Raw genomic sequence first — 12,363 nt, 5'->3', positions numbered from 1 at the left:
GCATGAATCTGGCGGCGGTGCTGCTGGCGGCAGCGCTGTGGATCGGTCCCGGCCCCGCGCTGGTGCGCGGTCGCGCCGGAATGCCGGTGCGCGGCAGCCGGCGGCGCCGCGGCGCCGTGACGCCCCGCGGCCCGGATCCGCTGGCCGTCGCTTCCTGTCTGGACGTGCTGGCCGTGTGCCTGGCGGCGGGCATGGCGGTCTCGAGCGCCGCGGCCGCCGCCGCGCCGTCCGCGCCGCCGACTCTGGCCAGGGTGCTGCGCCGCGCCGCCGACCTGCTCGCCCTTGGCGCCGATCCCGCTGTCGCATGGTCTATTCCGCCCGGCCCGCAGGGCGCGGTCGACCCGCAGATCGATGCGCTGCTGCGGTTGGCCCGGCGCTCGGCGTCCTCGGGCGCGGCGCTGGCCGGTGGCGTCGCCGAGTTGGCCGAGGAGTCTCGCCACGACGCCGCGCACGCGGCGACCGCGGCCGCCGAGCGGGCCGGCGTACTGATCGCCGGACCGTTGGGTCTGTGCTTCCTGCCGGCGTTCGTCTGCCTGGGCATCGTCCCGGTGGTAGCCGGTCTGGCCGGTCAGGTTCTGCAATCGGGTCTGTGGTGAAAAGAAAGGAAGCCATTGATACTCAACCTGTTTCGCGTAATCTCCGCGCGCCTCGCCGTGCTGGCCGCCGACGAGTCGGGCATGTCGACGGTCGAGTACGCCATCGGTACCATCGCGGCGGCCGCGTTCGGGGCGGTGCTATACACCGTCGTCACCGGCGATTCCATCGTCTCGGCGCTGACCAACATCATCGGTCGTGCGCTCAACACCAAGGTCTGACCGGAGATGCCGGTACCAGCACGGTTGAGGCGGCACTGGGCATCGCCGCGCTCGTCGTGGTGCTGGTGCTGTGCCTGGCCGGAGTCACCGCGGTCTCGATGCAGGTGCGTTGCGTCGACGCCGCCCGCGAGGCCGCCCGGCTGGCGGCGCGCGGCGACGAACGCTCCGCCGCGGCCGCCGCCCGCCGGCTCGCGCCCGCCGGGGCGCGAGTCGACCTGCACCGCGACGGGGAGTTCCTGGTGGCCACGGTGGTCGCGCATTCGAAGTTGTTGCCGACCATCGACATTGCGGCCGAGGCGGTGTCGGCGGCCGAGCCTTCGCGCTGAGCGCGGCTCCGCCACTGTGGTCGCGGCCTGGATGATCGTGGTGCTGCTGACGGTGACCGGCGCCGCCGCGTACCTGGGCTCGGCGGTGGTGGCGCGCCACCGCGCCCAGGCGGTGGCCGACCTCGCCGCCCTGGCCGCCGCGAACCGGCTGAGCTCCGGTGCGGGCACGGCGTGCGCGGACGCCACCATGGTGGCCCGCCGGATGCGGGTCAATGACATTGGTTGTGTCATCGACGGTCTCGATGTCGTCGTCACGGCGCGGGTGGCGCTTGCCTTCGGCGGCGCGGCCAAGGCTGCCGCGCGGGCGGGACCCGCGACCGGGAACGACTAGGGCGCGGCGTCCGGCGTCGGCGACAATCCCGCGGAGGCCAGTTCGTCGTCGGTGGGCAGGCGCAGCGAAACCAGCCCGGCGTAGGTATCCGGTTCCAGTTCCACCCGGTTGACGGTGACGTGCACCGGCACCCATTCCCCGTCGTTGCCGGGCAACCGCAACACCCGGCTGGTGGCGCCGCCGCTGAATTCCCTTGTCATGGTGGACATCAGGTCCCGGTCATCGGGGTGGACCCGGGGCTTGCCCGTCTCACTGCCGCGCCAGTCGTAAAAGGTGCAGGGCTCGTCGAGCCATTTCAGCAGCGACCAGGTGTTGAGGTCGATCAGTGCGCGGTGCACCCCGGCCTGAGCCAGGCCGCTGAGGATTCGTCGCGCCAGATCATCGGTCGATACCTCCGGCCCCTTCAATTCGGATTGCCAGTTGATGGCCCGCGCCACCAAATGCTCGCGGCCATCGGGCCCCGGCTCTAACACCGTGCGCGCCACAAAACCTATCCGGATAGACTCGCCCCGCCAGTCGGTGAGATCCCAAGTACTGCACAGTGTTTGGCCTGGCTTGGCCTTGACCGCCATGGCCAGCACCTTGGTTTCGTTGGGGTTGAGTTCCCGCGACGGCAGGTCCTCGGCGAAGGCCCTGCCGAAGGTGACTTCGACCTCGGGATTCTTGCCGCTGTTGATCAGCGACTCGCGGGTGTCGGTGGCCACGCCGAGGGTCAGGTCCCACTTGAGCGGACCGGGCACCGGCCGCTCCGGCGGTTCGGCGTCGGCGGGGCCTGTCCAGACATGCACGCCGTGGATGAATCCGTCGGACATCACCACCGGTTCGGTGCGAATGATGCGATCCCGCTTGGGCGTGATGCTGGTCAGGGCCTGGCCGGTCTGCACCGACTCGGCGATCGCCGTGCGGACCGCCGCCAGATAGGGGCTGCGGCGCAGGAACGTGGTGATGGGGACGAGATTCTTGAGTTGGCGCCCTTGCGCCACCACGGTGGGATCACCCCCGAGTGTCTCCACGAGCAACCAGTCGTGGGCCATGCGGCCGATTTTACGGTGAGGGCGCGGCCCCAGCGGAGTGCGGGCTTCGGCGCACGACCCGGTGGCCGGTCGTCACCCGCCCGCATCGCCCTGCCGTGGCCCCCGCGTCAGCTCCGCGAGAACCAGCTTCAGCACCAGCACCGCGCCCGCCTTGTCGAGCGGGTCGTTACCGTTGCCGCACTTGGGGGACTGCACGCAGGACGGGCAGCCCCGGGGACACTCGCACGCCTCGATGGCGGCGGCCGTGGCACCCAACCAGGTGCGGGCCTGACGAAACCCCCGTTCGGCGAATCCCGCGCCGCCCGGATAGCCGTCGTAGACGAAGACGCTGGGCAGCCCGAGCGGATCGGGCCCGACGGCGGTGGACAGGCCGCCGATGTCCCCGCGATCGCAACTGGCGACCAGCGGCAGCAGCCCGATGGCGGCGTGCTCGGCGGCGTGCAGAGCTCCCGGGATCCGGGTCGGCCCAATGCCCTTGCGCTGCAACGCATCTTCGGTGATCGTGTACATCGCCGCCATGGTGGCCAGGGTGTGCTCCGGCATGTCGAGCTCGATGAAGTCGATCACCTCCCCGGAGAGCCGGCGGCGCAAGTACCCCACCACCTGATGGGTGACCCGGACCGGCACCAGGCCCAGGGTGACCGGCCCGAACGTCAGGCGCTCACCCGTGCCGGTGACGGCGATGTCGGTGATCTCCCGCGCGTACGTCGCGTAACCGGGGTCCTCAGCGTGCACGAACGCGATGCCCTGCTCGGTGTCCAGCGAGTCCACCACGTAGCTGTCGCCCTGATGCAGATACACCGCGCCGGGGTGGACGGTGGCCGGCGCCTGACCCGCGCCGGCGCTGCCCAGCAACCGTCCGGTGTCGGCCTCCACGATGACGATCTGGCCGCCCGCCGACCCCCGGATATCCACCGCGGCATGCGGTTCCAGGCCGGGCACCGGAAAATACTTTCCGCTGCGCCGCCGCAGCAGCCCGTCATCGACCAGGCCGTCGGCCACCTCGGTGGCCCCCAGGGTGCGCACCTCAGCCTCGTCCAGTGGCAATTCGGTTGCCGCGCACAGCAGCTGCGGGCCCAGGATGTACGGATTGGCCGGGTCGATCACGACCCGCTCGACCGGCTTGTCCAGCAGCGCCGCGGGGTGGTGCACCAGATACGTATCCAGCGGATCGTCCCGGGCGACCAGCACCACCAGCGCTCCCTGGCCGCGCCGCCCGGACCGGCCGGCCTGCTGCCAGAACGAGGCGACCGTGCCGGGGAAGCCGGCGAGCACCACCGCGTCCAGGCCCGCGATGTCCACGCCCAGCTCCAGCGCGTTGGTGGTGGCCAGGCCCCGCAACCGGCCCTCGGCCAGCGCGCGCTCCAGCGCGGTGCGGTCCTCGGCCAGGTAGCCGGCCCGATACGACGCGACCGCGCGGGACAGCTCCGGAGCGATGTCGTCCAGCCGCGCCTGCGCGCCCAGCGCGGTCAGTTCCGCGGCGCGACGGGACCGCACGAACGTCAGCGTCTGAGCGCCCTCGGCGATCAGGTCGGCCATCACCCGCGCCGCCTCGGCGCCGGCGGAGCGGCGCACCGGCGCGCCGTTCTCGCCGGTCAGGTCGGCCCGCAGCGCGGGCTCCCACAACGCCACGGTCCGGGCGCCCTGCGGCGAACCGTCCTCGGTGACCTCCTCGACCGGAAGCCCGATCAGCTCGGCGGCCGTCGCGCCCGGCGAATCCGTTGTCGCACTGGCGAAGATCACCGTCGGCGACGACGAGTAGCGGGCGCACAGCCGCAGCAGGCGGCGCAGCACCATCGCCACGTTCGAGCCGAATACCCCGCGGTAGTAATGGCATTCGTCGACGACCACGAATCGCAGACCGCGCAGCAGGACGGCCCAGCGGGCGTGGTTGCGCAGGATCGACAAGTGGATCATGTCGGGATTGGAGAACAACCACCGCGAACGTTCCCGCGCGAACCGGCGGACTTCGTCGGGGCTGTCGCCGTCATAAGCGGTGGGCCCGACGTCCCGGCAGCGCGGAATCGCCGCGGTCAGCGCGTGCGCGGCGCGCAGTTGGTCGTGGCCCAGCGCTTTGGTCGGGGACAGGTAGAGCACCCGCGCCCGCGGATCGGTCGCCAGCGCGTTGAGGACCGGAAGCTGATAGGCCAACGACTTGCCCGAAGCGGTACCGGTGCTGAGCACGACGTGCCGACCCGCGTACGCCAGGTCGGCGGCCGCGAACTGATGCGACCACGGTGAGGTGATCCCGCGCGCGGCGAACGCGCCGATGACGTCGGGCTCGGCCCAATCCGGCCACTCGTGCGGCCGGCCGCTGCGCGGTGGCAGTTCGGCGACGTGACGCAGCGGCTGCTCGTCGGCCGCGGTCCCGGCGAGTGCGGCGGCAAGCAGGTCGCTGCCGAAACTCGCCATCTCACTTCCTCCGGGATCCGATCGTGAAATCGGCCGTCGCAGCGGCCTTCGAATCGGCGGATGACACAAGTCTGTCGCCGACGCGATGAACATGGTTGACTATTTGCGGTCGCAGCTTCTGTGTTCGTGTCAAACTTTCGCAGGATCGACGTTGCGGCCGCGGTTCCTGCGAGGTTAATCGGTCGGGTGAAGTTCCGGCGACTCAGCGAGGTATGGCGGTCGTACCAGGCCCGGGGCATCGAAAAGCGATGCCCCGCACCCAGAAGAAAAGGAAAGATCGAGAGATGCCACAGGGAACTGTGAAGTGGTTCAATGCGGAGAAGGGCTTCGGCTTCATCGCCCCTGAAGACGGTTCCGCGGATGTATTTGTCCACTACACGGAGATCCAGGGTTCGGGCTTCCGCACCCTCGAAGAGAACCAGAAGGTCGAGTTCGAGATCGGCCATAGCCCTAAGGGCCCCCAGGCCACCGGAGTCCGCTCCGTCTAGACGAGAGCAGACCTGAACGGATACCCCCCGTGCAGACCCGCCCAGCGGGTTCAGCCGGGGGGTTTCCTCCTTTACTGCGGCAACCGGCTGTGCATCCCCGTCGATGCCTGACGCCGCGCCGGTTGCCTCAAGACGCGGGCGGGCACCCTGGCCTACTGTCGGTGGCGTGAGCCAGCTTTCCTTCTTCACAGCGGAGTCGGTGCCGCCTGCGGTCGCCGATCTTTCCGGGGTGCTGGCGGCGTCCGGGCAGATCGTCACCGTCGGTGCCACCGGTGAAAATCCCGTTGCGGGTGCTCGGCTGTCGGTGGTCGTGGATCAGCCCTGGCGGGCCTCGGCGCTGGCCGAGATGATCCGCGAGGCGGGTCTGGTCGCCGAGATCAGCCGGACCGACGAGGACACCCCGTTGGTGCGCACCGCCGTGGACCCCTCGCTGAGCACGCTGGCCGCCGAATGGACGCGCGGGGCGGTCAAGACCGTGCCGCCGCGCTGGCTGCCCGGGCCGCGCGAACTGCGAGCGTGGACGCTGGCGGCCGGAAACCCGGAGGGCGAGCACTACCTGCTGGCGCTGGACCCGCACGCGCCGGACACGCACTCGCCGCTGGCGTCGGCGTTGATGCGCGTCGGGATCGCGCCCACCCTGATCGGCACCCGCGGCGGTCGGCCGGCGCTGCGGATCAGCGGACGCCGCAGGCTATCGCGCCTGGTAGAGAACGTGGGGGAGGCGCCGGCGGGCGCCGAGGCGTCCGCGCGGTGGCCGCGAGTCTAGCCGCGCGGTGGCGCCCGGAATCGCGTCGGCTTTCGGCCGTTTTCGCGAGGGTCAGTTTGCGCAGGCCCGCCCAAGGGTGCGAAATTGTCAGGTGCCGCAGGGCGAAGGAACGGTCGCGTACCTGAATTTCACCGGAATTTTCGATGCCGACCTGTCATTCTTCCTGCAGGTGGTCTCGCAGGGGGGACCAATCACGGATGGAGCGTAAGGGCAGTTGGCTGACCCGAAACTAAAGGACACCGGCAGCGGCGGGAACGGCAGCCGCCGGCGACTCGTGATCGTCGAGTCGCCCACCAAGGCGCGCAAACTGGCCGGCTACCTGGGCTCCAGGTACATCGTCGAGTCCTCGCGCGGCCACATCCGCGACCTGCCCCGGGCCGCAGCCGACGTGCCGGCGAAGTTCAAGTCGGAGCCCTGGGCCCGCCTCGGGGTCAACGTCGACGCGGACTTCGAACCGCTGTACATCATCAGCCCCGAGAAGAAGAGCACGGTCACCGAGCTCAAGGGCCTGCTCAAGGAAGTCGACGAGCTCTACCTGGCCACGGATGGTGACCGCGAGGGCGAGGCCATCGCCTGGCACCTGCTGGAAACCCTCAAGCCGAACATCCCGGTCAAGCGGATGGTGTTCCACGAGATCACCGAGCCGGCCATCCTCGAGGCCGCCGAAAACCCGCGCGACCTGGACATCGATCTGGTCGACGCGCAGGAAACCCGGCGCATCCTGGACCGGCTGTACGGCTACGAGGTCAGCCCCGTGCTGTGGAAGAAGGTCGCGCCCAAGCTGTCGGCCGGCCGGGTCCAGTCGGTGGCCACCCGGATCATCGTGCAGCGCGAACGCGACCGCATGGCGTTCCGCAGCGCCTCCTACTGGGACATCGTGGCCCAGCTGGACGCCAGCGTGTCCGACCCGCAGGCCGCGCCGCCCACCTTCACCGCCCGCCTGACCGGGGTCGACGGTCTGCGCGTGGCCTCCGGCCGCGACTTCGACTCGCTGGGCCAGCTGCGCAAGGCCGACGAGGTGACCATCCTCGACGAGGCGAGCGCCACGCAGCTGGCGGCGGGCCTGCGCGGGGCCCAGCTGTCCGTCGCGTCGGTGGAGGAGAAGCCCTACACCCGGCGCCCGTACGCGCCGTTCATGACCTCGACGCTGCAGCAGGAAGCCGGCCGCAAGTTGCGGTTCTCCTCCGAGCGCACCATGAGCATCGCCCAGCGGCTCTACGAAAACGGCTACATCACCTATATGCGTACCGACTCCACCACGCTTTCGGAGTCGGCGATCAACGCCGCGCGCACGCAGGCCCGCCAGCTCTACGGCGCCGAATACGTGTCGCCGTCGCCGCGGCAGTACACCCGCAAGGTCAAGAACGCGCAGGAGGCCCACGAGGCGATCCGCCCCGCGGGTGAGACGTTCGCGACCCCGGACGCGGTGCGCCGCGAACTCGACGGCGACGAATTCCGCATCTACGAGCTGATCTGGCAGCGCACCGTGGCCTCGCAGATGGCCGACGCCCGCGGCACCACGCTGAGCCTGCGGATCAACGGCCAGTCAACCGGCCGAGATGTGGTGTTCTCGGCCAGCGGTCGCACCATCACCTTCGCCGGCTTCTTGAAGGCCTACGTCGAGACGGTAGACGAACTGGCCGGCGGCGAGGCCGATGACGCCGAGAGCCGGCTGCCGCAACTGACCCAGGGCCAGCGACTGGACGCCATCGAACTCACCCCCGACGGCCACGCCACCAACCCCCCGGCGCGCTACACCGAGGCGTCACTGGTCAAGGCGCTCGAAGAGCTGGGCATCGGCCGCCCGTCGACGTACTCGTCGATCATCAAGACCATCCAGGACCGCGGCTACGTCCACAAGAAGGGCAGCGCGCTGGTGCCGTCCTGGGTGGCGTTCGCCGTAACCGGTTTGCTGGAACAGCATTTCGGCCGCCTGGTCGACTACGACTTCACCGCGGCGATGGAAGACGAGCTCGACGCGATCGCCTCGGGCCAGGAGCGGCGCACCGACTGGCTCAACAACTTCTACTTCGGCGGCGAGCACGGGGTGGCCGACTCGGTGGCGCGCTCAGGCGGGCTGAAGAAACTCGTCGGCGTCAACCTGGAAGGCATCGACGCCCGAGAAGTCAACTCCATCAGGCTTTTTGACGACGAGCAGGGCCGGCCGGTGTACGTGCGGGTCGGCAAGAACGGGCCGTATCTCGAGCGCATGGTGACCGGCGACGACGGTGAGCCCAAGCCGCAGCGGGCCAACCTCAACGACTCGCTGACGCCCGACGAGCTGACGCTGGAGGTGGCCGAGCAGCTTTTCGCCACCCCGCAGGAGGGTCGGGTGTTGGGGGTGGACCCGGCGACCGGTCACGAGATCGTCGCCAAGGACGGCCGATACGGGCCATACGTTTCCGAGGTCCTGCCGGAGCAACCGCCCGACGACGACGGCAGCGCCGCGCCCGCGAAGAAGGGCAAGAAGCCCACCGGCCCCAAGCCCCGCACCGGTTCGCTGCTGCGCACGATGGACCTGCAGACGGTCACGCTCGAGGACGCGCTGCGGCTGCTTTCGCTGCCCCGGGTGGTCGGTGTGGACCCCACCACCGGTGAGGAGATCACCGCCCAGAACGGCCGGTACGGCCCATACCTCAAGCGCGGCACCGATTCTCGCTCGCTGGCGACCGAGGAGCAGATGTTCGACATCACCCTCGAGGAAGCGCTGAAGATCTACGCCGAGCCCAAGCGCCGCGGCCGGCAGGGCGCCGCCGCGCCGCCGCTGCGCGAGTTGGGCGCCGATCCGGCCACGGGCAAGCCGATGGTGATCAAGGACGGCCGGTTCGGTCCCTACGTCACCGACGGCGAGACGAACGCCAGCCTGCGCAAGGGCGACGACGTCGCATCGATCACCGACGAGCGCGCCGCCGAACTGCTGGCCGACCGCCGGGCTCGGGGCCCGGCCAAGCGCCCCGCCAAGAAGGCGACCCGCAAGGCCCCGGCCAAGAAGGCGGCGGCGAAGAAGGCCGCGAAGCGCAGCTGATCCGGCTCGGGTTCTCTCAGTAGCCCGGGCCGATGGCCTCGCCGGACATCTCCTCGGTCCGCGGCCGGGTGGGCGCGGGATCGGTGGTTCCGGCCAGGTGCACCGGGCGCGCCAGCTGGGTGGGTGCCCGGCGGCCGCGCAGCTCGACCACCTCGCCGACGTCCCAGCACAGGGCCTCGGCGTCCAGCGCCCCGCTGACCGCGATCGCCGACGCGAGCACGTGGCCCGGCTCGAGCTTGGCCAGCTCGGTCAGCCGGGCGGCCTCGTTGACCGGGTCGCCGATCACGGTGTACTCGAAGCGGGCCTGCGCGCCGATGTGACCGGCGATGGCCCGCCCGGAGGACACCCCGATGCCGAACTCCGCCGAACCGATCACCGGCAGCAGCGCGTCGTGCAATTCCCGGGCGGCGGCCAGCGCCCCGCCGGGGGAGTCGGGGTGTTCGATCGGCGCGCCGAAGATGGCCAGCGCCGCGTCACCCTGGAACTTGTTGACGAAACCACCATGCTTGCCAACGGTTTCCACCACCACCCGGAAGAACTCGTTGAGCAGGTGGACGACCTCGGCGGGTGGCCGGGTGGAGGCCAGCTGGGTGGAGCCGACCAGGTCGACGAACAGCACCGCGACGTCGCGCTCCTGGCCGCCCAGCTCGGTGCCGCGCTCCAGCGCCCGGCGGGCCACGTCCTCACCGACGTAGCGGCCGAACAGGTCACGCAGCCGCTGCCGCTCGGACAGGTCGCGCACCATGTCGTTGAAGCCGGCCTGCAGCAGGCCGAGCTCGCTGGCGTCGTAGATCTGCATGTGCGCGTTGTAGTTTCCGCGCTGCACCTCCGAGAGCGCCCAGCGCAGCTGGCGCAGCGGATCGGCGATCGACATGGCCACCAGCAGCGTGCTGACCAGGCCGATGCCCAGCGCCGCCATCGCCAGCAACAGGATCGGGGTGAACAGCTTCTCCGGCGTGGCGTGCAGCAGCGAGGTCTTGTCCGCCACCACCGCCAGCACGATCGCCAGCACCGGCACGGCGGTGGACAGCATCCAGGTCAGGATCTGGCGCAGGATGACGCCGGGCGCCTTGACGTTTTCGGGCACCCCGCTGCGCAGGGCGGCCACCGCCACGGGCCGCAGCACCCGCTCGGACTGCAGGTAGCCGATGATCGAGGTGGCAGCGGCGCCCAGCCCGGTGGCCACCGCCACGACGGGCGCGGCGTATCGGGCCACCGACCAGCTGGCGATGATGAACACCACGCTGCCGATGGCCCAGGCCACGATGCTGATCAGGGTGCGGTAGAACGGCATTCGCAACGCGCGGCTGCGCGCCAGTTCGGTGGCGGCCGGGTCGGCCTCGGCGAGCATGTTGTCGCGGCGCTGCCACCGGAACACGGGCAGCAGCAGCCGCAGCGTGACGGCCAAGCCGGTGAGGAACACGACGACCAGCGCGGTGGCGAAGATGGCCACGTTGAGCACCGGCAGGTCCTGCAGCTGGATGCGATCCTCGGGCGGCAGCGCGTAGCGCAGGAAGCCGAGCACGAACAGGGCGCCGATGATGTCGGCCTGCAGCATGCTGAGCGAGAACAGCGGCCACGGTGTGCGCATCACCCAGCGGACGAATGCGCTGATCCGCCCGGGTAGTGCTGCCGCCGTAGTCACTAACCCACCGTATCGGGCGGCGGCGACGTCGCGGAAACTTAATTGCGATCTCGGCAGGTCGCGCGGGGCGCCGCCGCGCCGCCGAAGATAACGGAATGGTCGCGGTCCGGTGGCCGTTCGGTATCTGTCGGGGCCGCCACTACTGTTACCGGTGATGTCCGGGGTGTTTACGCGGCTGGTAGGCCAGGACGCGGTGACGGCCGAGTTGCTGTCCGCCGCCAGGGCCGCTCGCGGTGACGCCGGCCACAGTGCGCCGGGCGCCGGGACTATGACACATGCGTGGCTGATCACCGGCCCGCCCGGTTCGGGGCGCTCGGTGGCGGCGCTGTGCTTCGCGGCCGCGCTGCAGTGCACGTCGAGCGCCGACGACGGTGAGCCCGGGTGCGGGCGCTGCCACGCGTGCACGACGACGATGGCCGGCACCCACGCCGACGTGCGCCGGGTGATCCCCGAGGGCCTGTCCATCGGGGTCGACGAGATGCGCGCGATCGTGCAGATCGCGTCGCGGCGCCCCGCCACCGGGAACTGGCAGATCGTGGTGATCGAGGATGCCGATCGGCTGACCGAGGGCGCCGCCAACGCCCTGCTGAAGGTGGTCGAGGAACCGCCGCCGTCGACGGTCTTCCTGTTGTGCGCGCCGTCGGTGGATCCCGAGGACATCGCCATCACGTTGCGTTCCCGGTGCCGGCATGTGGCGCTGGTGACGCCGTCGGCCGAGGCGATCGCGCGGGTGCTGGTCGACAGCGACGGCCTGACCCCCGACACGGCGAACTGGGCGGCGTCGGTCAGCGGCGGTCACGTGGGCCGGGCGCGACGGCTGGCCACCGACCCCGAGGCCCGGGCGCGCCGGGAGCGGTCGCTGACGCTGGTGCGCGACGCCGCGACCCCGTCGCGGGCCTACGCCGCCGCCGAGGAGCTGGTGGCCGCCGCGGAAGCCGAGGCCGTCGTGCTGACCGCGGACCGCGCCGAGGCCGAGACCGAAGAGCTGCGCACGGCGCTGGGCGCCGGCGGCACCGGCAAGGGCACCGCGGGCGCGATGCGCGGCGCGGCCGGGGCGATCAAGGACCTTGAGCGACGGCAGAAGTCGCGTCAAACCCGGGCCTCGCGCGACGCGCTGGACCGCGCGCTGATCGACCTGGCGACCTACTTCCGGGACGCGCTGCTGGCCTCGTCCAGCGCGGGCGACATCCGGGCCAACCATCCCGATATGGCCGAGAAGGTCGCCGCGCTGGCCGCCCACGCCACACCCGCGCGGCTGCTGCGCTGCATCGAGGCGGTGCTGGAGTGCCGCGAGGCGCTGGCGATCAACGTCAAGCCCAAGTTCGCCGTCGACGCCATGGTCGCCACCATCGGCCAGCAACTGCGCGATTGATTTCGTGGTGCCCGCCCGACTGCCGTAGACTCGTGCCGCCCAGCGTGAGGCACCAGCCGCCTTAGCTCAGTCGGTAGAGCGATTCACTCGTAATGAATAGGTCGGGGGTTCGATTCCCCCAGGCGGCTCCATCTTTTCGGCCGGCGCGC

10 protein-coding genes, 1 tRNA gene and 1 pseudogene are annotated in these 12,363 nt (G+C 70.6%); 9 read left to right on the top strand and 3 right to left on the bottom strand.

Annotated features, from left to right (window positions below; all coding sequences use genetic code 11):
• Positions 1 to 2 precede the first annotated feature (2 nt).
• The 4 genes and pseudogenes from AC5Y5B_RS07685 (at position 3) to AC5Y5B_RS07670 (ending at position 1,472) form a co-directional block, all read left to right on the top strand.
• Entirely contained in the window at positions 3 to 596 is a 594-nt protein-coding gene (locus tag AC5Y5B_RS07685) for a type II secretion system F family protein (RefSeq protein WP_500004835.1), read from the top strand.
• Positions 597 to 611: 15 nt separating this feature from the next.
• On the top strand, positions 612 to 815 hold the full coding sequence (locus tag AC5Y5B_RS07680; protein WP_289176405.1) for a DUF4244 domain-containing protein: 204 nt from the start codon (positions 612 to 614) through the stop codon (positions 813 to 815).
• Positions 812 to 1,132: pseudogene (locus AC5Y5B_RS07675) on the top strand (TadE family type IV pilus minor pilin); the annotation flags it as partial. The gene AC5Y5B_RS07680 and the pseudogene AC5Y5B_RS07675, both read left to right, overlap by 4 nt.
• Before the next feature lie 25 nt (positions 1,133 to 1,157).
• Positions 1,158 to 1,472, top strand: a complete 315-nt coding sequence (locus tag AC5Y5B_RS07670) for an Rv3654c family TadE-like protein (RefSeq protein WP_500004832.1) — start codon at positions 1,158 to 1,160, stop codon at positions 1,470 to 1,472.
• Here AC5Y5B_RS07670 and AC5Y5B_RS07665 read toward each other — a convergent pair.
• Both AC5Y5B_RS07665 and AC5Y5B_RS07660 read right to left on the bottom strand, forming a co-directional pair.
• On the bottom strand, positions 1,469 to 2,506 hold the full coding sequence (locus AC5Y5B_RS07665; RefSeq protein ID WP_112635515.1) for a PAS domain-containing protein: 1,038 nt from the start codon (positions 2,504 to 2,506) through the stop codon (positions 1,469 to 1,471). The two genes, AC5Y5B_RS07670 and AC5Y5B_RS07665, sit on opposite strands and share 4 nt — an antisense overlap.
• Before the next feature lie 72 nt (positions 2,507 to 2,578).
• Entirely contained in the window at positions 2,579 to 4,918 is a 2,340-nt protein-coding gene (locus AC5Y5B_RS07660; RefSeq protein WP_112635513.1) for a DEAD/DEAH box helicase, read from the bottom strand.
• A gap of 284 nt (positions 4,919 to 5,202) precedes the next feature.
• Here AC5Y5B_RS07660 and cspA point away from each other — a divergent pair, with 284 nt between their 5' ends.
• The 3 genes from cspA to topA all read left to right on the top strand — a co-directional run bounded on the left by cspA (position 5,203) and on the right by topA (position 9,197).
• Complete coding sequence (gene cspA, locus AC5Y5B_RS07655) at positions 5,203 to 5,406, top strand: cold shock protein CspA (protein ID WP_007166602.1); 204 nt, start codon at positions 5,203 to 5,205, stop codon at positions 5,404 to 5,406.
• A 166-nt stretch (positions 5,407 to 5,572) separates the two neighbouring features.
• A complete protein-coding gene (locus tag AC5Y5B_RS07650) occupies positions 5,573 to 6,172 on the top strand; it encodes a hypothetical protein (protein ID WP_500004829.1) in 600 nt (199 codons plus the stop codon).
• Between the two features lie 214 nt (positions 6,173 to 6,386).
• The gene (gene topA, locus AC5Y5B_RS07645; protein ID WP_500004827.1) at positions 6,387 to 9,197 is read left to right on the top strand and encodes a type I DNA topoisomerase; all 2,811 of its coding nucleotides are present in this window, start codon (positions 6,387 to 6,389) and stop codon (positions 9,195 to 9,197) included.
• Positions 9,198 to 9,213: 16 nt separating this feature from the next.
• Here the strand turns inward: topA and AC5Y5B_RS07640 are convergent, their stop codons facing one another.
• On the bottom strand, positions 9,214 to 10,842 hold the full coding sequence (locus AC5Y5B_RS07640; RefSeq protein ID WP_112635508.1) for an adenylate/guanylate cyclase domain-containing protein: 1,629 nt from the start codon (positions 10,840 to 10,842) through the stop codon (positions 9,214 to 9,216).
• Between the two features lie 154 nt (positions 10,843 to 10,996).
• On the opposite strand from AC5Y5B_RS07640, the gene AC5Y5B_RS07635 reads away from it, so the two are divergent.
• Complete coding sequence (locus AC5Y5B_RS07635) at positions 10,997 to 12,214, top strand: DNA polymerase III subunit delta' (RefSeq protein ID WP_289176337.1); 1,218 nt, start codon at positions 10,997 to 10,999, stop codon at positions 12,212 to 12,214.
• 55 nt (positions 12,215 to 12,269) lie between these two features.
• Positions 12,270 to 12,345 (top strand) — tRNA-Thr (locus AC5Y5B_RS07630).
• Positions 12,346 to 12,363: the final 18 nt, after the last annotated feature.

It is taken from the genome of Mycobacterium sp. NGS33 (assembly GCF_059812885.1).
This window is presented reverse-complemented; position numbering and strand designations above follow the sequence as displayed.

Excerpts from the sequence above, each read along its gene's own strand:
- AC5Y5B_RS07685 (WP_500004835.1), top strand. The coding sequence starts at position 3 with ATGAATCTGGCGGCGGTGCTGCTGGCGGCAGCGCTGTGGATCGGTCCC.
- AC5Y5B_RS07665 (WP_112635515.1), bottom strand. The coding sequence starts at position 2,506 with ATGGCCCACGACTGGTTGCTCGTGGAGACACTCGGGGGTGATCCCACC.
- AC5Y5B_RS07660 (WP_112635513.1), bottom strand. The coding sequence starts at position 4,918 with ATGGCGAGTTTCGGCAGCGACCTGCTTGCCGCCGCACTCGCCGGGACC.
- cspA (WP_007166602.1), top strand. The coding sequence starts at position 5,203 with ATGCCACAGGGAACTGTGAAGTGGTTCAATGCGGAGAAGGGCTTCGGC.
- AC5Y5B_RS07635 (WP_289176337.1), top strand. The coding sequence starts at position 10,997 with ATGTCCGGGGTGTTTACGCGGCTGGTAGGCCAGGACGCGGTGACGGCC.